This is a genomic window from Janthinobacterium sp. RA13, from assembly GCF_000745325.1.
Classification (GTDB): Bacteria; Pseudomonadota; Gammaproteobacteria; order Burkholderiales; family Burkholderiaceae_D; genus Janthinobacterium; species Janthinobacterium rivuli.
Map to the genome: position 1 here is coordinate 2,271,612 of NZ_JQNP01000001.1, position 20,378 is coordinate 2,291,989.

Here is a 20,378-nt window from a genome sequence, read left to right on the forward strand (position 1 = left end):
GCACAAAGGATGCATGAAATTATCTGACTACGCCTTCCTGCTGGCCAGCCTGTGCGCTGCGGCAGGCGCACACGCGGCCCCGGCACCTGCGCCAGCCGCGGCCCCCACCGCATCGACTCCCCCAATCAAACCGCTGCCGGCCACCGCCGCGCCCGCCGCCACCGAACATGCGGCCTTGCCGCCGCCCTCGTCCGCCGCGCAAAAGCTGTACACTGCCGCGCGCGCCGACATCCTGCAAGTGCGCGTGCTGCTGAAGAACGGCCGCACGCAGTCGTCCGTCGGTTCGGGCTTCTTGATCGGCACGGGCGACCTGGTGGTCAGCAACTATCATGTCGTGTCCCAGTTCGCGCTCGACCCCGATACCTATGTCGGCGAGTGGGTCGACACGAGCGGCCAGCGCGGTAACGTGGAATTGCTGGCCGTCGACGTGCTGCACGATCTGGCGGTATTGCGCGTGAACCGCCACGGTACTGGCTTCTTCAAGATGCCGGAAGCGCTGGCGCCGCTGACGCAGGGCCAGTACCTGTATTCGATGGGCAATCCGCTGGACCTGGGCTTCGCCATTTCGGAAGGCTCGTACAACGGCGTCGTCACGCGCAGCTTCTACGACCAGCTGATGTTTACGGGGCCGATCAATTCCGGCATGAGCGGCGGCCCCAGCGTCACGGCGAATGGCGACGTCGCCGGCATCAATGTCTCGAAACGCCTCGATGGCGAACTCGTCAGTTTCCTAGTGCCCGCCCGCTATGCCCAGCAATTGCTGGCCAAGGTGGCGCAGCAAGGCAAGCCGCCGAAAGACTTCAAGCCCCTGGTGACGGCGCAACTGCTGGCGCACCAGGAAGTCATGCTGGCGCGCCTGCTCGACATGCCCTTGAGCCTGAAAGCCATGGGCCCGTACCGCGTGCCCGTGCGCGAGTCCGACCAGATGCGCTGCTGGGGCCGCTCCAACGTCAAGTCCGACAAGCCCTACATGCTCGACAACACCAGTTGCGCCATGGAGTCGGCCATCTTCATTTCCGGCGCCCTGCAGACGGGGCAAGTGTCGATGCGCCACGAATTTTTACGCAGCAGCGAACTGGGCGCCCTGCGCTTTTCCGAGCTGGCCAGCGCGTCATTCAAGAATGAAAGTTTCGGCAGCTACAAGAGCGTTAACCTGACCGGCCCGCAGTGCACCGAACAGTTCGTCAAGAACAAGACCCTGCCCCTGCGCGCCGTGCTGTGCGTGCGCGCCTACCGCAAGTTTACGGGACTGTACGACTTTGCCCTGCTGGCCGCCAGCACCGACGAGCCACTCATGAGCCTGCAAAGCCGCATCGACGCGCGCGGCGTATCCTACGCCAACGGCATGCGCGTCACGCGCACCTTCCTCGAAGCGCTGTCGCGCGCGCCCTCCACCACCAGCAGCCGCAAGCCATGAAGCCCCCCTATTACCTTGAAATCCTCGCCGAGAATGGCGAAGTGCGGCAACGCCGGCGGATCGAGTCCCTGCCGATCCGCATCGGCCGTGGCTATGACAACGACTTCATCCTCGACGACGCGCATACGGCGGCCCAGCACGCCATCGTCGAGGACGACGGCGCAGGCGGCCTGCTGCTGCGCGACCTGGGCAGCCAGAATGGCGTGATCCACCGGGGACAGCGGCAATTGCAAGTGGCCATGAGCGGCAACAGCATCGTGCGCCTCGGCCACACGCGCCTGCGCGTGCGCGCCAGTGATCATCCGGTGGCGCCCGAACTGGGCGACACGACCCGGCACGACTGGGAAGGCTTGCGCCCCGCCGTCGCCGGCCTGGCCATGATCGGCGCCTCGGCGGCCTTCAGCAACTGGCTCAGCGATGCGGACGCCTTCGAGCCGATTTCCTACCTGATGATCATCGCCTACGCGCTGGCCGGCGGCCTCGTGTGGGCGTCGGTCTGGGCCGTGGCAAACCGGCTGTTCGGCCATGTGGCGCGCTTCGGCCGCCACCTGTTCATCATCGGCTGCGGCTTGCTGGCCATGGAAGTGTGGGAACTGGGCAGCAACGTGGCGGCGTATGCGCTGTCGCTGGAAGCGCTGACGCGCTACGGACGGCACATGTTCATCGTCATCATCTGCGTCATGATCTACTACCATTTGTGCACGATCAAACCGCAGCATCCGCGCCGCTTCGGCCTCGTCGCCGTCGTGCTGGCGATCATGGGCTCGACCCTGATCCTGCTGAGCAACCTGCAGATCAGCGGCCGCCTGGCCGACGAGACATACATGTCGGTCATTTACCCTCCGGTCCTGCGTGTCAGCCCGGACAGTACGACGGACGCCTTCTTCCGCGATGCAGCCGGCCTGCAGCGCGCCGTCGACGCCGAGCGGGGCAAGGCGGCCAAGGGTGCCGACGAAGACGAAGACAGCGGCGATTGAGCCGCCGCCATGCAAAAAGCCCGCCGTGTCCTGGCAGACCGGCGGGCTTTTTTACGTGCGCCGCGAGGCGCGCAGAGTCGTGCTGTTAAAACGGGCGCTTAGAACTTGCGCTTAGAATTTGTCATCCTGCTTGCGGCGCGCCGTAAAACCCAGCAGGCCCAGGCCGATCAGCAGCATGGCGTAGATGGTCGGTTCCGGCACTTCCGACACCAGGCTGTCGCCGCCGGCAACGCTGGCGGGATGGTTGCTGGCCGCCTTGACCGGCACTTGCTCGCCGGCATCGCAACAGTTTTCCAGGCCTAAGAGGCTCAAGGCATGGCTATCGACCAGCAAAGACTTCGAACCGCCGAGGTACTCGCTCGTCGCGCCATATACGGCGGAAGGGTGTGCGCCAGCGTCCGAGTAGCCGGAGGACAAGGGGACGGTGCTGGCGTTCGCCTGGGCAAACACACCGGCAACGATCAAGGACAAGGCAAATTTGGGCAAGTTTTTCATGATGGTCTCCAATCAGTATTCAACGGGCGCAACAGGCGTGAAGGCGCTTGAGCTGAATACACGCTGCATTGAGGCGTGTCGGCGTAGCGCGGGAAGTGCAAGGATGAGCGGTCGGGGACGTGGCTTCCGCAAAACAGCGCGGACTTGCGGCGTGCCATGGTGGCACTGCAAGCGTCCTGGAAAGGGTTCGGGTTCCCGGGACAAAACCAGACAATTGACGGGTCAGGTGAAACGTTGAATCTATTCTATCTTAAATTCCCTGGAGGAAAAGTATTTTTCTTTTAGTCATGCAAGATACTTTTATGGCAAGCACGCCAAAACAGGCTGGGCAATCCTGCCTGCAAGGGCATTGTGCCCCTCGCGCGCCAGCCGGACCTGTCGCGCTAGCACCACAAACGCGCGCGCCAGTGTCGCATCGTGCGCATTTCTTTTCGCATGCCGCTGCACCACGGGGCGAAACAGCATGGCAAAATGTAGTCACGCTGCTATCTATCCGAACAGGGGGAAAGAGGAATGGTCGACCTGGAAGAACTACGCTATCTGGCACTGTCGTTTCCCGACACCACCGAGGAAGAACACCACGACCGTCCGGCCTTCCGCGTGGGCGGGAAGATCTTCGCCACCCTGCCCGATGACGAGCACATCAACGTACTGCTCGATGCGGAAGCGGCGCACATCGCCACCGTCATCACGCCATCGGGCTGCGAGAAACTCTGGTGGGGCGAACGCCTGGCCGGCATCACGGTGCGCCTGGCGGACGCCGAACTGGACATGCTGGCCGCCGCCCTGACGGCCGCCTGGCGGCGCAAGGCGCCCAGCGACCTGGCCAAGACCATCGCCCCGACAGGGTAGTTACAAGGGCCAATTGCGCAGAAGCAAACCCACCATCTGCTGCAACTGTTCGCGCGAGACGCCAGCCGCCGCCTGGATGGCCATGCCCTGCGACAGGGTCACGACAAAGCGCGCCTGCTGCTCGGGGCAGGAATCGGGCGGCAAATCCCCCTCTTCCCTGGCGCGCCGCAAGCGGTCGCGCAGTTTGATTTCACCGCGCAGCCGGCGCGCGAACAATTCATCGCGGATCGGCAAGGCATCGTCGCTGCACGCCAGCGCCGCATTCACGCCCATGCAGCCGTGCGGCCCGTCGGGCATGGTTTGCGCGTCGACATATTGCGTCAGCAAGGCTTCCACCACCTGGCGCGCCGTCGGCTGTTCCAGCGCCGCATCGAAAAACCGCATGCGCGTGTCGCTGTAGCGCTCGAGCGCCTTGTGGAACAATTGTTCCTTGTTGCCAAAGACGGCATACAGGCTGGGCCGGTTCATGCCCATGGCTTTCGTCAATTCCGGCAAGGAACTGCCTTCATAGCTCTTTTCCCAGAATACTTTCATGGCGCAATCGAGCGCCGCGTCCTCGTCGAAGGTGCGTGGCCGCCCCGTTTTTGCCTTGCCTACCGCCTCTTTTTTATCTTGTTTCATACCGTTCGGTAAAAAATTATTGACAACGATGTCTGCCTGCCCTGATTATATACCGACCGGTTAAAAACCATCCGGCTTTTCAGGAACCTCACATGCAAACACCTTCCAACGCTACTGGCGACGATACCACCGTGGCGCCATGGCTGGCCGTCCTGTCGGTCGGCATCGGCGCCTTCGCCCTCGTTACCTCCGAATTCCTGCCCGTCGGCCTGCTGCCGGCCATGGCCGCCGAACTGTCCATCAGCAAGGGCCAGGCGGGCTTGATGATCACCACGCCCGGCATCGTTGCCGCGTTTGCCGCCATCTTCGTCACCGTCGGCTCGGGCCGCCTGGACCGCCGCATCGTGCTGCTGGCCCTCACGGCCCTGCTGGTCGCCTCGAACCTGCTGGTGGCGCTGGCTCCCTCGTACGCGTGGATACTGCTGGGCCGCGCCATGCTGGGCGTCGGTGTCGGCGGCTTCTGGGCCATCGGCAGCGCCATCGGCCCGCGCCTGGTGGCGCCGCAACATGCATCGCGCGCCATGTCCATCATCTTCGCCGGCGTCTCGCTGGGCACGGTGGCGGGCGTGCCGGCCGGTGCGCTGGTGGGCGAACTGGTGGGCTGGCGGGTCGCTTTCGGCGCGGCCAGCGCCATCGCCGTGCTGGTCTTCCTCGGCCAGTTGCTCCTCTTGCCCAAGCTGCGGCCGACACAAGCCATCCGCTTGCGCCAGTTGCCGATGATTTTCGGCATCCGCAAGGCACGCCTGGGTCTGATCGCCACGGCCATGCTTTTCACGGGCCAGTTCGCCGCCTACACGTACATCGCGCCCTTCCTCACACAAATCTCGCACCTGGCGGCCGGCACGGTCAGCGCCATGCTGCTCGTCTACGGCGCTTCCGGCTTCATCGGCAACCTCGCGGGCGGCTGGGCCGCCGGCCGCTACGAACGGGCCGCGCTGATGGTGACGGGTGCCGTGCTGGGCATGTCCACTCTGGCCCTGGCCGCGTTCGGCAGCCACTCGCTCACCGCCATGCTGCTGGTGGCCGTGTGGGGTTTCGGTTTCGGCGCCATGCCGATCGCCGTGCAGACGTGGATGTTCAAGGCGGCGCCGGAACTGATGGAAGGCAGCAGCGCGCTGTTTGTCGCCATCGTGCAAGTGTCGCTGGCGTCGGGCGCCTTGCTGGGAGGCATGGCCGTCGACCGGCTCGGTGTATCGAGCGCGATGGTCATCGGTGGCCTGTTCGCCCTCGGCTGCGCGCTGACGATCGCCATTTTCGGCAAGCCGCGCGCCAGCGTCAAGACCGGCGCGGCCTGCATGGCCTCGTAGATGTCAAATGCGGCCGCGACGGAATTCGCCAAGGAATTTCGTCACTTCGGCCGGCGTCATCACCACGTCCGCATCGCCGTGATACGCATACAGGAAAGGCGTGCCGCCCAGGCGGTCCGTCAGCTTGGCAAAGAGCAGAAAGCGGCTGCCCAGCGGGTACTGTTGCAGGTCGACCAGGCGGCGCGAACACTGCACGGCCAGTTCCGGTGAAAAAGCCTGGCCCGGCACGGGGCGGATTTCCACCTTGCCATGAATCGCGCGCGATTCGACGGCGACGTGCCGGTATGCATAAGTATCACGGGCCATGCCGCCACCTTGAATGAAGTAAAGGCGCCATCTTAAGCGAAGTGGGCGCCTGCCGTGTTACTGCGGCACGATGCGCAGCAAGCGTCCCTTGTCTTCATCCGTCAGCGCGTACAGATAGCCGTCCGGCCCCTGGCGCACGTCGCGCACGCGCGCGCCGATGGACAGGCGGTCCTGCCCCGTCACCTTGCCATTTGCATCGACGGCGATGCGGCGGATATCCTGGGCCGCGAGGCCGCCGCTGAAGATGCTGCCGCGCCAGGCGGCAATCTTGTCGCCCGTGTAGACGGCCAGCCCCGACGGCGCCGGCGATGGCACCCAGGCCACGCTCGGATTGAGCATGCCCGCCACTTCGTGCTTGCCGACCGGTTCATGCGTCGTGTAGTCGGCGCCATAGCTTTGCAGGGGCCAGCCGTAGTTGCCGCCCGCTACCACCAGGTTCAGCTCATCGCCGCCGTACGGGCCGTGTTCCGTGGCCCACACGCGGCCGGAGACGGGATCGAGCGCCAACCCCTGCACGTTGCGGTGGCCGTACGACCAGATTTCCGGCAAGGCGCCCTTGGCCGCCAGCGGATTGCCGGGCGCCGGTTTGCCGTCTTCCGTCAGGCGCAGGATGGAACCCTGGTGCGTGGCCAGGTTTTGCGCCTGTTCGCGCGCCAGGCGGTCGCCAATGCGCAACGGCGGATTGCCGCCATCGGCCACGCTCATCAGCAAAGTACCGTCCGGCAGCCACAGCAGGCGCGAACCGAAGTGCTGGCCACCGCTCTTGTCCGTGGCCACCTTGAACAGGGTCTGGATGCCCGTCACCTTTTTGCCGTCGAACACGCCGCGCACGAGGGTCGTGCGGTTGGCGTCATTCGTACCCGTCGACACCGTCATGTAGACGCGTGGATTCGGCTTGCTGGCATCTTGCGGGTGAATCACGATATCAAGCAGGCCGCCCTGCCCGCCCGTAAATATCTTGGGCATGCCTTCCAGCGCCACGTCCTCGAATTTCTTGCCGTTCAGCAGGTGCAAAGTGCCCTGCTTGCTGGTGACGAGCGCGCGCCCCTCGCCCAGCCAGGCGATGCCCCAGGGCTGGCGCACGCCCTGCGCGACGGTCTCGGCCTTCCAGCCCTGTTTCGCGGCGGGCGGCTCGCCCGTCGCTTGCAGTTCTGCCCAGGCCGATGGCGCGGCGGTCAGTGCCCATGCAAGCACAATGCTGATACGGCGTCGCTGGAACATGCTCTCTCCTGTCAGTGGTCGATGGTCGGTGGCGTATCAGGCGCGCAGCAGCAAGGCCACGGCTTCGGCCGCGATGCCTTCTTCACGGCCCAGGTAGCCCAGTTTTTCATTCGTCTTGGCCTTGATGTTGACCTGCCCCACACTCACGCCCAGGTCCTCGGCCACATTGGCGCACATGGCGGCGATGTGCGGCGCCATTTTCGGGCGCTGGGCAATGATGGTGGCGTCGATATTGCCGATGATATAACCGGTGGCCTGCACGCGGCGCACGGCTTCGCGCAGCAGGGTGCGCGAATCGGCGCCCTTGAATTGCACGTCCGTGTCGGGGAAATGACGGCCGATGTCGCCCAGGGCGGCGGCGCCGAAGATGGCATCCGTGATCGCGTGCAGCAGCACGTCGGCATCGGAATGGCCGAGCAAGCCCAGGTGATGGGGGATGTTCACGCCGCCGATGATCAGGTCGCGGTTTTCCACCAGCGCGTGGCAGTCATAGCCCTGGCCGATGCGAAATGGCAATACGGGAGTGGTGATGGTCGTCATGCGGTCTTTCGATTCAGGATTCAAGGATGGGTCAAATACAGCTCTGCCGTGTGTATGTCGCGCGGCAAGGTCACCTTCAGGTTGCGCGGATGACCCTCGACGAGCCTGGGCGCCAGGCCCAGCGCTTCGACGGCGCTGGCGTCATCGGTAATCGCTTGCGGATCGGGCGCTTCGGACAAGGCTTGGTGCAGCAGCGCATAGCTGAACATTTGCGGCGTCTGCGCCAGCCACAGGCCGTCGCGCGGCACCGTCTGCGCCGACAGACTGGCAGGGCCGGCCCGCTTGACGGTATCGACCACGGGCAAGGCCAGCAAGCCGCCGGCCGGGTGGTCGCCCACCTCCGTGATGAGTTTTGCGATCAGCGCCGGCGTCAGGCCGGGCCGCGCCGCGTCGTGCACCAGCACCTGGTCGTGGGCAGCGATGCTGCCGTGCAAGGCGTGCAAGCCATTCAGGATGCTGTCCATGCGCGTGGCGCCGCCGCAGCGCAGTACAGTCACGCCGTGCTCCGGCACGACCGTGTCGATCACGCCATCCTCCGCGCTGACGACGACATAGGTATGCGCGATCAGGGGGCTGGCGAGAAAGGCGTCGAGCGCGTGGCGCAGCATGGGTTTGCCAGCGATGGCTAAATATTGCTTGGGACTGCCCGCCTCCATGCGCGCGCCCACGCCGGCGGCGGGGATCAACGCAAAGTAACGGATGCTATTCGGTGCTGCTGTCATGCCATTCCTTGTCTAGTTGGCGGACGCTGTCTTGCCCGTCAGGATGTTCTGGATCTCGCCCTTGCAGGCCTTGCCCAGGCGCGCATATTCTTGCGGAGAATCGATGGCCGCCTGCAAGGCTTCCACCTTGCGCATTTCGGCCTTGACGTATGGCAACCAGCCCGTGTCGATCTCGCGCGCCAGCGCCGCCTTGGCCGTGCCGCTGGGCGCATACAGGGGCCGCGCCTCGAAGCGCTTGGCCAGCGACGCGCGCACGGTTTTTTCCACGCGCGGCAAGTGTTCCATATAGGTCTTCATGTGCCGCAGCTCGTGCGCGAGTATCTCATCATACGCGCAAGTGCCTGGCGCAAACTCGCGGCCGATATAGAGCACCACGGGCGCATATGTGAGGGACACGGTGATCTGCGGCGCCACGCATTCATAGCCGCTGGCCGGATCTTGCAGCATGGGACCGGCCAGGGCGATGGCGACGCGCGAATCCGTCTTCGTCAAGCCCAGCACCCAGGTGTTGGCGCGCGCCATGCCCTTCATCACCGTCAGCGCCTTGTATGGCAGATGCGTGTCGATGCTGTAGCCGTTCTGCTGCGCCGTCAGCACGGACACCGTCTTGCTGATCGTGTCCTCGCAGCGCACCTGGAACGGCGTGCGCGCGGCCCCGTGCGCACCCAGGCTGGCCGACGCCAGCAGCAGGAAGATTGCCGTGCGCATGCGCTGTATCAAGCCGCTTGCCAGGCGCCGCTGGTGATCTTGTCGAGCCAGAAGATGCCGATGACGGTTTTCACGTCCGTGATCGTGCCATCCTTGACCCAGTCCAGCAGCTGCGGCACGGTGGCCGTGAATGTTTCCAGGAATTCGCCCTCGTCGAGCTGGCGTTCGCCGGCGACCAGGCCGCGCGCCAGGAACAATTCCAGGTGTTCGTCGGAATACGCGATGGCGTTGTGGATGGTGGAGACGAATTGCCAGTCGCTGGCCGTGTAGCCCGTCTCTTCCAGCAACTCGCGCTGGGCGCACGCCAGGTGCGATTCGCCCGCGTCGATCTTGCCGGCCGGGAATTCAATGAAGATCCGGTCCAGCGGATAGCGGTACTGGCGCTCCATCAGCACCGTGCCATCGTCGAGCAGCGGCAGGATGACGACGGCGCCCGGATGCAGGACGAATTCGCGCGCCGTGATCTTGCCGTCAGGCAGGGCGACACGGTCGCGCTGCACGCGCAGGAAGCCGCCTTGGTAGACGAGCTCGCCATCGACCTTGGTTTCAATCAATTGCGTATCAGTGGCTTGCGTATCCATGGAATTCCTTTATTCAATAAAAAACGGCGCCAGAGGCGCCGCTTTCGGAGGGGGAGAACACTGACAAAACCGTCGCGAGCGGCAGTGATTTGTGGCTGAGAAGCGGAACTGTGCTGTAGCACAGTGAGCATCGCAGGCCGCAAAGCGCGACGCGCAGCAGGTTTGGTCAGCGTTCTAGCGCCGCTTGCGCAGGTAGCGTGTGACAAAGCCCGGGAAAGCCAGCACCAGGAACAGACAGCCGGTGATGGCATAGAACTCCCACGTCTGCGGGAAACCGTTGCCGATGCGCGCTTCGAGCGCGAAGGCCACGGCGCCGACGATGAAATACAGAATCACCATCTCCAGCAGGCGCAGCGCCAGCGGCTTGCGCCAGCCCTGCTCCGCCTGCGCCGCCTTTTTCAGGGGCACCGCGGCAAACAGCTTCTCGTTCAGGAAAGGCAGGTTGGCGCCCAGGATGCCCAGGGCGATCACCAGCCAGCTCGAGACGGTGACATCCATCGGTCAGGACGCCAGGGTCTTGGTGATGGCGGTCGCGCAGGCAGCCAGGATGCCTTCAGGCATCGCACCGAGGGCCAGAACCAACACGCCGTTCAGGGCCAGCACGACGCGCATGTCGCCATGCACGACCAGTGCATTGCTGTCCGTCGGCTCGTCGAACCACATCATTTTCACGACGCGCAGGTAGTAGAAGGCACCGATCAGCGAGAACAGCACGGCGGCGATGGTCAGCCACAGCTGGCCCGTGGCCAGCACGGAGGCCAGCACCGAGTACTTGGCCATGAAGCCCATCAGCGGCGGCACGCCGGCCAGCGAGAACATGAACAGGGTCATCACCAGGGCGAAGATCGGGCTGCGTTTGCCCAGGCCCTTGAAGTCGGCCAGTTCTTCTGCTTCGAAACCATTGCGTGCCAGCAACATGATCACGCCAAAGGTACCCAGGGTGGTGAACACGTAGGTGATGACGTAGTACATCGACGCGCCGTAGGCGGTGGCTGCGCCAGCCGCGTTCAGGGTGTTGTTCGGTGCGTCAACGGTACCGGACAGCAAGCCCAGCAGAACGAAGCCCATTTGTGCGATGGTCGAGTACGCCAACATACGCTTCAAATTGGTTTGCGCGATGGCGGTGAAGTTACCGATGGCCAGCGACATCACGGCCAGCACCAGCAGCATTTGCTGCCAGTCATGCGCCATTGGCAGCAAGCCCTCGCCCAGCAAACGCAGGGTGATGGCAAACGCGGCCAGTTTCGGCGCGCCGCCCAGCAGCAAGGTCACGGCCGTTGGCGAACCTTGATACACGTCAGGCACCCACATGTGGAATGGCACGACGCCCAGTTTGAAGGCCAGGCCCGCAACGAGGAACACCAGGCCGAAGACCATGATGGTGCCGTTGGTCTTGCCGTTTTCCAGCGCCACGCGCAGTTCGCCCAGGTCCAGGGTGCCGGACGCGCCGTACAGCATCGAGATACCGTACAACATGAAACCGGAAGCCAGCGCGCCCAGGATGAAGTATTTCATGGCCGCTTCCGTGGCCTTGGCATTGTCACGGCGCAAAGCGATCAGTGCGTACAGCGACAGCGACATCAGTTCCAGACCCAGGTAGATGATCAGGAAGTTGTTGGCCGAGATCATGATCATCTGGCCCAGCAGTGCAAACAGGGCCAGTACGTAGAACTCGCCGCCCAGGTTACCCGACAGCATGTTGCGGTCGGTGGCATAGGCACGCGAGTAGATCAGGGTCAGCGCCACGGCGCCGTACGAGAACAGTTTCAGCAGCTGCGACATCGGGTCCGACACGAACATATTGTGGAACGTGTAGACGGTGGTGCCCGCGTTGAAGTCGCCCACGGTCAGCAAGGCGCAGCCTGCCAAGGTCAGCAAGGACAGCGCATAGGTGATCGAACGCTTCGCCGCAGGCAAGAACATATCGATCAGCAAGAGCGCCGACGTGGCGATCAGCAGAAAGATTTCCGCGTACAGCGGTACCAGATTAGGTGCATTAGTCATGTTATCGGTCTTCTATTTAAGGCAACTTGCTGGTGGCGACATGCTGCAGCAGGTCAGCAACCGAAGTTTGCATCGTGTCGGTGAACGGGGCTGGGTACAGACCCATCACGAGCACGGCGATGGCCAGCACAGCAAGCATGAAGAATTCACGTTTGTTGATGTCGGTCAGTTCGGCCACATGCTTGTTCTTGATCTTGCCGAACACCACGCGCTTGGCCATCCACAGCGAGTACGCCGCACCCCAGATCAGTGCCGTTGCAGCCAGCAGACCGATCCAGAAGTTGTATTTCACCGCGCCCAGGATCACCATGAACTCGCCGACGAAGCCGGACGTCGCTGGCAAGCCGCAGTTGGCCATCGAGAACAGCACGAAGAAGGCGGCAAATTTCGGCATGCGGTTCACGACGCCGCCGTAGTCGGCGATGTTGCGGGTATGCATGCGGTCATACAGCACGCCGATGCACAGGAACATCGCGCCGGAGATGAAACCGTGCGAGACCATCTGCACGATACCGCCCTGCACCGAAATGTCGTTGAACATGAAGAAGCCCAGGGTCACAAAGCCCATGTGCGCGATCGACGAATAGGCGACCAGTTTTTTCATGTCGGTTTGCACCAGGGCAACCAGACCGATGTAGATCACGGCGATCAGCGACAGGGTGATCATGAAGCCCGACAGGTAGTGGCTGGCGTCCGGCGTGATCGGCAACGAAAAACGCAGGAAGCCGTAGGCGCCCAGTTTCAGCATGATGGCGGCCAGCACGGCGGAACCACCCGTAGGCGCTTCCACGTGGACGTCCGGCAACCACGTGTGGACCGGGAACATCGGCACTTTGACGGCAAACGCCATCAGGAAGGCCAGGAAGATGAAGATCTGCTCGTTCATCGTCAGCTTGAACGCATGCCAGGCCAGGATGTCGAAGGTGCCCGACACATTGCGCAGGTAGATGATGGCAACCAGGGTCAGCAGCGAACCGAAGAAGGTGTACAGGAAGAACTTGAACGACGCGTACACGCGGTTCGAGCCGCCCCAGATACCGATGATGATGAACATCGGGATCAGGGTTGCTTCAAAGAAGAAGTAGAACAGCAAGCCGTCCAGCGCGCAGAACACGCCGATCATCAGGCCCGACAGGATCAGGAACGACCCCATGTACTGAGCGATGCGCTTCTCGATCACTTGCCAGGCCGAAATGACGACGATGACGGTGATGAAGGCGGTCAGTGGCACGAACCACAGGGACAGGCCGTCGATACCCAGCGAGTACCAGATATTGAAGGTTGCTATCCACGGTGCTTTTTCGACGAATTGCATGCCGTGTGCGGCGTTGTCGAAATGCTGGATCAGCGGCAAGGTGCACAGCATGCTGAGCACGGCGCCAGCCAGCGACAGCCAGCGGGTAAAGCCCGCTTTGCTGTCACGGCCGAGAGCCAGGATCAGGACGCCGCAAATGATCGGCACCCAGATCGACAGACTCAGGTAAGGAGGTAGTGTAGAAATCGTAGACTGCATCATGGTTCTCAGTATTCTTTTATCAGGTCAGCTTACTTAGCGGGCCAGAATGGCAGGAAATAGATCAGGAAGCCCAGCACGCCCAGGATCATCACGAATGCATAGTGATAGATGTAGCCGGTCTGCAACACTCGCGACAGCGAGGACAGCCAGGCGACAACCTTGGCGCTACCGTTGACCAGCAGGCCATCGATCAGCTTCTTGTCACCGAAGTTCCACAGGCCATTACCCAGCAAGCGGGCACCGCCGGCGAACACGACTTCATTGAACTTGTCCATGTAGTACTTGTTGTCCAGCAGGGTGTGGATCGCGTGGAACTTGGCAAAGAACCAGGCCGGTACACGCGGGTTGACCATGTAGCAGTAGTAGGCTGCCACCACGCCGGACAATGCCAGCCAGAACGGTGCCGTCGACAGGCCGTGGATCGCCATCGCCATTGCGCCGTGGAATTCATGCGACAACTCTTCCATTGCTGGATGGTTTTCGCCCACAAAAATCACGCCCTTGAAGAAATCGCCATGCAGCATCGGGCCGATCGTCAGGTAACCGATGATCAGCGACGGAATCGCCAGCATCACCAGCGGGAACCAGACGACGAATGGGGATTCATGCGGCTTCTGGCCAGGTTCCAGACCGTGGTGCGCGTGGTCGTCTTCCTCTTCTTCATGGTGGTCGTCATGCGCATGGGCATCGTGCTTGGCCGCAGGCGCGTGATGGTCGTCATGACCGTGCGCGTGCGCCTGGCCGAAACGCTCCTTGCCGTGGAAGACGAGGAAGTACATGCGGAACGAGTAGAAGGCGGTGACGAACACGCCAGCCAGCACGGCGAACTGGGCAAAGCCAGCGCCCCAGATGTGCGTCGCTTCGACGGCTTCGATAATGCTGTCTTTCGAGTAGAAACCGGAGAACAGCGGCGTGCCGATCAGGGCCAGCGAACCGACCAGTGACGTGATCCAGGTGATCGGCATGTATTTGCGCAGGCCACCCATGTTGCGGATATCCTGGTCATGGTGCATGCCGATGATGACGGAACCGGCGCCCAGGAACAGCAGTGCCTTGAAGAATGCGTGTGTCATCAGGTGGAACACGGCCACGGAGTACGCGGACGAACCCAGCGCGACGGTCATGTAGCCCAGCTGCGACAGGGTCGAGTAAGCGACGACGCGCTTGATGTCGTTCTGGATGATGCCCAGGAAACCCATGAACAATGCCGTGATGGAGCCGATCACCAGGATGAAGGACAGTGCCGTGTCGGACAGTTCGAACAGCGGCGACATGCGCGAAACCATGAAGATACCGGCCGTCACCATCGTCGCGGCGTGAATCAGTGCCGAGATCGGGGTAGGACCTTCCATCGAGTCAGGCAGCCACACGTGCAGCGGGAACTGCGCCGACTTGCCCATCGCGCCGATGAACAGGCAGATGCAGGCCACGGTCAGCAGGGCCCAGTCGGTACCTGGCAGGCTCAACAGCGCCAGTTCGTCTTTCTTGGCGAACACTTCCTGGTAGTTCATGGTGCCGGCATAGGCCAGCAGCAGGCCGATGCCCAGGATGAAGCCGAAGTCGCCCACGCGGTTGACCAGGAAAGCCTTCATGTTGGCCACGATGGCCGTCGGGCGCTGGTACCAGAAACCGATCAAGAGGTAAGAAACCAGGCCCACGGCTTCCCAACCGAAGAACAGTTGCAGGAAGTTGTTGGCCATGACCAGCATCAGCATCGAGAACGTGAACAGCGAGATGTAGGCGAAGAAGCGGTTGTAGCCTTCGTCGTCCTTCATGTAGCCGATCGTGTAGATGTGCACCATCAGGGAGACGAAGGTGACCACGCACATCATCATCGCCGACAGCGAATCGATCTGGAAGCCCACTTCCATCTTCAGGGTGCCGATCGTCATCCAGTTATAGATCGTGCCATTGAATGTCGCGCCATCCATCACTGCCAGCAGTGTCTGCACGGACAGGATGAACGCAATCAGTACGCCCAGGATCGTCGCGGTATGCGACGTCTTGCGTCCGACCAAATTACCCAGGAACTGGGTGCCAAGCAAGCCTGCAATCGCGGCACCGGCCAGCGGCGCCAGCGGTACGGCAAGAAGGAGGTTAGGGTTGAGGAGTTGCCCCGCCATGATGAACCTTAATCGTTATTATTCGAGAGATCGAGTCTGAAAAACATCAGCCTTTGAGGCTGTCCAGGTCTTCGACGTTGATGGTATCCAGATTACGGAACATCACCACCAGAATAGCCAGACCGATAGCCGACTCAGCGGCGGCAACCGTCAGGATGAAGAAAACGAAGATCTGACCGGCCGCGTCGCCCATGAAATGGGAGAACGCGATGAAATTCATATTCACCGCCAGCAGCATCAATTCGATTGCCATCAGCAATACGATGATGTTCTTGCGGTTCAGGAAAATACCGACGATCGAGATTGCGAACAGGATCGCGCCCAGGACCAAAAAATGTGTGAGCGATAATGTCATGGTGCCTCCTTAACTTCCGGCTCAGCCGCAGGACGCTCGACAACCGCGTCCATCTTGATGATCTTCAGGCGGTCGTTGCGCTTGACGCGCACGGCGTCGCCTGGAGCAAAGTGCTTGGTGTCCTTGCGTTTGCGCAGGGTCAGTGCGACCGCGGCAACGATGGCCACCAGCAGCACGACGGCGGCGATCTCGAAGGCGAACACATATTCCGTATAGATCAGCAGGCCCAGTTCCTTGGTGCCGCCCAGATTGACGTTGACCGGAGCGATGCTAGGCGCAAAGTTGCGGAAACCGTGCCACAGGACAGCGGCCATTTCCAGCACGATGATCACGCCCACCGTCACCGACAAAGGCAGATAGCCCCAGAAACCTTCGCGCATGCGGTCGATATTGATATCGAGCATCATGACCACGAAGAGGAACAGCACCATCACGGCGCCGACGTACACCAATACCAGCACGATGGCCAGGAATTCAGCTTGCAGCAGCATCCAGATGCCGGCTGCGGAAAAGAACGACAGTACCAGGAACAGTACTGCGTGGACCGGATTACGGGCCGTGATGACGCGCGTCGCTGCCAGAATCAAGATCAGCGCGAAGGCGTAAAACAAAATTGTTTTAAAGTCCATAAAAAACCCAATAGACGTACAGATGAACGAGGGGCGCGCCGCAGCCAGAGGCTACGGCGCATCCATCAGCGATAAGGTGCGTCGGCGGCGCGCGCAGCGGCGATGTCATTTTCATAACGATCACCCACGGCCAGCAACATCTCTTTCGTGTAATACAAATCCCCGCGTTTCTCGCCGTGGTATTCCAGGATTTGCGTCTCGACGATCGAATCGACCGGGCAGGACTCTTCGCAGAAACCGCAGAAGATGCACTTGGTCAAGTCAATATCGTAACGCGTGGTGCGGCGCGAGCCGTCGTCACGCTGTTCCGATTCGATCGTGATGGCCATCGCCGGGCAAACCGCTTCGCACAGTTTGCAGGCGATGCAACGTTCCTCGCCGTTCGGGTAGCGGCGCAGCGCGTGCAAGCCACGGAAACGCGGCGAGATCGGTGTCTTCTCTTCCGGGAATTGCACCGTGATCTTGCGCGAAAACATGTACTTGCCTGTCAGCGCCATGCCCTTGATCAGCTCGCCTAACAAGAGGCTGCTGAAGAAATCTTTTACCTTATCCATTCGTATGCACTCTCTTACTTCCAAATATTCCAGGATGTCTGCATCCAGGCAGCGACGAAGACCAGGTAGACCAGCGTCAACGGGATAAACACTTTCCAGCCGAGGCGCATGATCTGGTCATAACGGTAGCGTGGGAAAGTACCGCGTACCCAGATGAACACCGACACGATGAAGAAGGTTTTCGCGAACAGCCAGAAGAAGCCGCCGAAACCACCCCAGAACTCGAGGAAAGCAAATGGTGCGGACCAGCCACCGAGGAACATGAGCGAAGTCAGCGCGCCGATCAGGATCATGTTGGCGTATTCGGCCAGCATGAACATGGCGTAGGCCATGCCCGAGTACTCGACCATGTGGCCGGCCACGATTTCCGACTCGCCTTCGACGACGTCGAACGGGTGACGGTTGGCTTCAGCCAGGCCCGACACCATGTAGATGACGAACATCGGCAGCAGCGGCAGCCAGTTCCACGACAGGAAGTTCACGCCCTTGTCGGCGAAGTAGCCGATTTGCTGGCCGCCGACGATGTCGATGAAGTTCAGGCTGCCCGAGACCATCAGCACGATGACCATCACGAAGCCCATCGGGATTTCATACGAAATCATCTGTGCCGAAGCGCGCATGGCGCCCATGAACGAGTACTTCGAGTTCGAGGCCCAGCCGGCGATGATGATGCCGTAGACTTCCATCGAGGTAATCGCCAGCAGCATCAGCAAGCCCGCGTTGACGTTGGCCAGCACGGCTTCCGGACCAAATGGCACGACCGACCAGGCGGCCAGGGCCGGCATGATGGTCATGATCGGGCCGATGACGAACAGGCCTTTGGCGGCCTTGGACGGGATGATGATCTCTTTGAACAAGAGTTTCAGCGCATCGGCGATCGGCTGCAGCAAGCCCAACGGTCCCACGCGGTTCGGGCCGACGCGGATCTGGATCCAGCCGATCAGCTTGCGTTCCCACAAGGTCAGGTAGGCAACCAGGCCCATCAGCGGCAGCAGCACGCAGAGGATCTTGATCAGGGTCCAGAAGAACGGCCACGAGCCGCCCAGCAAATCCTGGCCACTGCTGTTGATGACGTTTACAAATTCAGGCAGAGCCATCAGATTTTCCCCTCTGCTGTTTCAACTGTGATGTCACCGAACATGCCGCCCAGGCTAGCCGTCGAGGCATGCGCCGCCGACACTTTGACCACATTGGCTGGCAGGCCGGCGTGAATTGCCGCCACCAGGATGGCGCTGCCGGAGCCTTGCGCCACTTTGACCTTGTCGCCCGCCTTGATGCCCAGCTTGCCAGCCAGTTCGGCGGACAGGTGGGCTTGCGGCGCGGCGCCATCGACCGTGCGTTGCAACGGTTCGGAGCGGCGTACCAGCGCGTCGGCGAAGTAGATCGGCACGTCGGCGATGCGTTGCAGCGCAGGCGAAGCCGGTGCGTACGTTGCCGCTTCCGGCGCGTTCCTGGCGATATTGTTCAGCTGTGCCGACAGATCGGTCACGCCGGCGCCAAACGCTTCGTCGCGGATCGCTTCCGAGGTGTCGTAGTCGAAACCGGCCAGGCCCAGGATGTTGCCCAGAACGCGCAGCACTTTCCAGGCTGGACGGGTTTCCGCCAGCGGTTTGACGGTACCGTTGAAGCTTTGCGCGCGGCCTTCGCAGTTCACGAAGGTGCCCGAGGTTTCAGCGAACGGAGCGATCGGCAGCAAAACGTCGGCGTAATCCATGCCGTGCTTGAAGGCGGACATGGCCACGACCATGTCGGCGCCATCCAGGGCGGCGCGGGCCGCTTGTGGATTGGCGGCATCGAGTTCCGGCTCGGCGTGCAGCAGCACGTAGGCTTTTTTCGGTACGGCAAAGGCAGCTTGCACGTTGGCGCGCGGCTTGGCGACCAGGTGCGCGCCAACCGTGTTGGCCGCTTCCGTCAGGTAACCGAGCTTGGCGCCCGTCTGTTCGGCGATCCATTGCGCGGCAGCATGCAGTTGCGACGCTTGCGGGTGTTGCGTTGCCGCGTTACCCAGCAGCACGGCGCCATGGTCGCCAGCCATCAGGCTGGCAGCGATGGCCACTGCCACGTCCGAAGCGGTGACCGCTTCAAAACCGGCTGGCGCGGCGATTTCTTTGGCTTTGGCAACAGCGACGACCACTTCCGACAAGGCCGCCAGCCAATCACTTGGCGCCACGATCATCTTGTTGGCGATGGTGATCAATTGATCATCGTCCGAGGCGTGCAGGATCGACAGCTTGGCGCCGCCCTTGACGGACGCGCGCAAACGCGTGGCCAGCAATGGGTGATCCTTGCGCAGGAACGAACCGATGACGAAGGCGCGCTTGATCTGGCCAAATTCGTTGATCGGCATGCCCAGCCATGGCTTGACGCCGACGTCCAGCGCGAAGTCGGTCTGGCGCAGGCGGAAGTCGACGTTCTCGGAACCGAGACCGTTGGCCACTTTTTGCAGCAGTACCAGCTCTTCGACGGTCGAATGCGGCGTTGCCAGCGCGGCGATGGCGTCGGCGCCATGCTCGTGCTTGATGTTTTTCAAACCGTGCGCCACGTATTCCAGCGCGGTTTGCCAATCGACTTCTTTCCACTCGTTGCCTTGTTTCAGCATCGGGGAAGTCAGGCGTTCAGCGCTGTCCAGCGCTTCGTACGAGAAACGGTCCTTGTCCGAGATCCAGCACTCGTTGACGGCTTCGTTTTCCAGCGGCAGTACGCGCTTGACCTTGCCAGCTTTCACTTGCACGATCAGGTTCGTACCGAGGCCGTCATGCGGGCTGACCGATTTGCGGCGCGACAGTTCCCACGTACGGGCGCTGTAGCGGAACGGCTTCGAGGTCAGTGCGCCAACCGGGCACAGGTCGATCATGTTGCCCGACAGTTCCGAGTCGACCGACTGGCCAACGAAGGACACGATTTCCGAGTGTTCGCCGCGGCCGATCATGCCCAGCTCCATCACGCCGGCCACTTCCTGGCCAAAGCGTACGCAACGGGTGCACTGGATGCAGCGCGACATTTCCTGCATGGAGACCAGCGGACCGGCTTCCTTCGGCGTGACGACGCGCTTGTCTTCCTTGTAGCGCGATTCGCTCTTGCCGTAACCCACTGCCAAGTCTTGCAACTGGCATTCGCCGCCCTGATCGCAGATCGGGCAATCGAGCGGGTGGTTAATCAGCAAGAATTCCATGACCGACTTTTGCGCCTGCACAGCTTTATCGCTGGCGGAGCGCACGATCATGCCGGCACTGACCGGGGTCGCACAAGCGGGCAAAGGCTTGGGCGCCTTTTCCACTTCGACCAGGCACATGCGGCAGTTCGCTGCGATCGACAATTTCTTGTGATAGCAGAAGTGCGGAATGTAGGTTCCCAATTTGTTGGCGGCGTCCATCACCATGCTACCAGCAGGGACTTCGACTTTTTTGCCGTCTATTTCGATTTCAACCATGGTGATCGTTACCTGACGCA

The 20,378-nt window shown here is 61.9% G+C and carries 21 protein-coding genes; 4 read left to right on the plus strand and 17 right to left on the minus strand.

Features of this window, described 5'->3' with window-relative positions:
* The first annotated feature begins 13 nt into the window (after window positions 1–13).
* Both FG13_RS09925 and FG13_RS09930 read left to right on the plus strand, forming a co-directional pair.
* Complete coding sequence (locus tag FG13_RS09925) at window positions 14–1,417, plus strand: S1 family peptidase (protein ID WP_035820486.1); 1,404 nt, start codon at window positions 14–16, stop codon at window positions 1,415–1,417.
* Window positions 1,414–2,394 (plus strand): FHA domain-containing protein, encoded by a 981-nt coding sequence (locus tag FG13_RS09930; RefSeq protein ID WP_035820488.1) that lies wholly within the window; start codon window positions 1,414–1,416, stop codon window positions 2,392–2,394. Before FG13_RS09925 ends, FG13_RS09930 begins: the two co-directional genes overlap by 4 nt.
* A 111-nt stretch (window positions 2,395–2,505) precedes the next feature.
* Here FG13_RS09930 and FG13_RS28915 read toward each other — a convergent pair whose 3' ends face one another.
* A complete protein-coding gene (locus tag FG13_RS28915; RefSeq protein WP_081922798.1) occupies window positions 2,506–2,889 on the minus strand; it encodes a PEP-CTERM sorting domain-containing protein in 384 nt (127 codons plus the stop codon).
* Window positions 2,890–3,402: 513 nt separating this feature from the next.
* On the opposite strand from FG13_RS28915, the gene FG13_RS09940 reads away from it, so the two are divergent.
* On the plus strand, window positions 3,403–3,741 hold the full coding sequence (locus FG13_RS09940) for an MmcQ/YjbR family DNA-binding protein (protein WP_034779482.1): 339 nt from the start codon (window positions 3,403–3,405) through the stop codon (window positions 3,739–3,741).
* Here the strand turns inward: FG13_RS09940 and FG13_RS09945 are convergent, their stop codons facing one another.
* Window positions 3,742–4,362: a TetR/AcrR family transcriptional regulator gene (locus FG13_RS09945; RefSeq protein WP_035820491.1), complete on the minus strand. Its 621-nt coding sequence runs from the start codon at window positions 4,360–4,362 to the stop codon at window positions 3,742–3,744. It lies immediately after the preceding gene.
* 92 nt (window positions 4,363–4,454) lie between these two features.
* Here FG13_RS09945 and FG13_RS09950 point away from each other — a divergent pair, with 92 nt between their 5' ends.
* Complete coding sequence (locus FG13_RS09950; RefSeq protein WP_035820493.1) at window positions 4,455–5,669, plus strand: MFS transporter; 1,215 nt, start codon at window positions 4,455–4,457, stop codon at window positions 5,667–5,669.
* A gap of 3 nt (window positions 5,670–5,672) precedes the next feature.
* Here the strand turns inward: FG13_RS09950 and FG13_RS09955 are convergent, their stop codons facing one another.
* From FG13_RS09955 to nuoG, 15 genes are all read right to left on the minus strand, one after another.
* Entirely contained in the window at window positions 5,673–5,975 is a 303-nt protein-coding gene (locus tag FG13_RS09955; RefSeq protein ID WP_035820495.1) for a hypothetical protein, read from the minus strand.
* 57 nt (window positions 5,976–6,032) lie between these two features.
* On the minus strand, window positions 6,033–7,196 hold the full coding sequence (locus FG13_RS09960) for a PQQ-dependent sugar dehydrogenase (RefSeq protein ID WP_035820497.1): 1,164 nt from the start codon (window positions 7,194–7,196) through the stop codon (window positions 6,033–6,035).
* 36 nt (window positions 7,197–7,232) lie between these two features.
* On the minus strand, window positions 7,233–7,736 hold the full coding sequence (gene ispF, locus FG13_RS09965) for a 2-C-methyl-D-erythritol 2,4-cyclodiphosphate synthase (protein WP_035820499.1): 504 nt from the start codon (window positions 7,734–7,736) through the stop codon (window positions 7,233–7,235).
* A gap of 20 nt (window positions 7,737–7,756) precedes the next feature.
* Window positions 7,757–8,458 (minus strand): 2-C-methyl-D-erythritol 4-phosphate cytidylyltransferase, encoded by a 702-nt coding sequence (gene ispD, locus FG13_RS09970; RefSeq protein WP_035820501.1) that lies wholly within the window; start codon window positions 8,456–8,458, stop codon window positions 7,757–7,759.
* 12 nt (window positions 8,459–8,470) lie between these two features.
* Window positions 8,471–9,166 carry a membrane protein gene (locus FG13_RS09975; RefSeq protein ID WP_035827824.1) on the minus strand — a complete coding sequence of 232 codons (696 nt, stop codon included), beginning with the start codon at window positions 9,164–9,166 and terminating at the stop codon, window positions 8,471–8,473.
* A gap of 8 nt (window positions 9,167–9,174) precedes the next feature.
* Window positions 9,175–9,747 carry an NUDIX domain-containing protein gene (locus tag FG13_RS09980; RefSeq protein WP_035820504.1) on the minus strand — a complete coding sequence of 191 codons (573 nt, stop codon included), beginning with the start codon at window positions 9,745–9,747 and terminating at the stop codon, window positions 9,175–9,177.
* A gap of 174 nt (window positions 9,748–9,921) precedes the next feature.
* Complete coding sequence (locus tag FG13_RS09985) at window positions 9,922–10,245, minus strand: DUF2818 family protein (protein ID WP_035820507.1); 324 nt, start codon at window positions 10,243–10,245, stop codon at window positions 9,922–9,924.
* Window positions 10,246–10,248: 3 nt separating this feature from the next.
* Window positions 10,249–11,751, minus strand: coding sequence for an NADH-quinone oxidoreductase subunit NuoN (nuoN, locus tag FG13_RS09990; RefSeq protein WP_035820509.1), 1,503 nt, complete (start codon window positions 11,749–11,751; stop codon window positions 10,249–10,251).
* A 16-nt stretch (window positions 11,752–11,767) separates the two neighbouring features.
* On the minus strand, window positions 11,768–13,267 hold the full coding sequence (locus FG13_RS09995; RefSeq protein ID WP_035820511.1) for an NADH-quinone oxidoreductase subunit M: 1,500 nt from the start codon (window positions 13,265–13,267) through the stop codon (window positions 11,768–11,770).
* A 29-nt stretch (window positions 13,268–13,296) separates the two neighbouring features.
* Entirely contained in the window at window positions 13,297–15,390 is a 2,094-nt protein-coding gene (nuoL, locus tag FG13_RS10000) for an NADH-quinone oxidoreductase subunit L (RefSeq protein WP_035820513.1), read from the minus strand.
* A gap of 46 nt (window positions 15,391–15,436) precedes the next feature.
* On the minus strand, window positions 15,437–15,745 hold the full coding sequence (gene nuoK, locus FG13_RS10005) for an NADH-quinone oxidoreductase subunit NuoK (RefSeq protein WP_010399724.1): 309 nt from the start codon (window positions 15,743–15,745) through the stop codon (window positions 15,437–15,439).
* Window positions 15,742–16,374: an NADH-quinone oxidoreductase subunit J gene (locus FG13_RS10010; RefSeq protein WP_034749981.1), complete on the minus strand. Its 633-nt coding sequence runs from the start codon at window positions 16,372–16,374 to the stop codon at window positions 15,742–15,744. The genes nuoK and FG13_RS10010 overlap by 4 nt, the downstream gene beginning before the upstream one ends.
* A 65-nt stretch (window positions 16,375–16,439) precedes the next feature.
* Window positions 16,440–16,928, minus strand: a complete 489-nt coding sequence (gene nuoI, locus FG13_RS10015; RefSeq protein ID WP_010399726.1) for an NADH-quinone oxidoreductase subunit NuoI — start codon at window positions 16,926–16,928, stop codon at window positions 16,440–16,442.
* 14 nt (window positions 16,929–16,942) lie between these two features.
* On the minus strand, window positions 16,943–18,025 hold the full coding sequence (gene nuoH, locus FG13_RS10020) for an NADH-quinone oxidoreductase subunit NuoH (protein ID WP_035820515.1): 1,083 nt from the start codon (window positions 18,023–18,025) through the stop codon (window positions 16,943–16,945).
* Window positions 18,025–20,358, minus strand: coding sequence for an NADH-quinone oxidoreductase subunit NuoG (gene nuoG, locus FG13_RS10025; protein WP_035820518.1), 2,334 nt, complete (start codon window positions 20,356–20,358; stop codon window positions 18,025–18,027). Before nuoG ends, nuoH begins: the two co-directional genes overlap by 1 nt.
* Window positions 20,359–20,378: the final 20 nt, after the last annotated feature.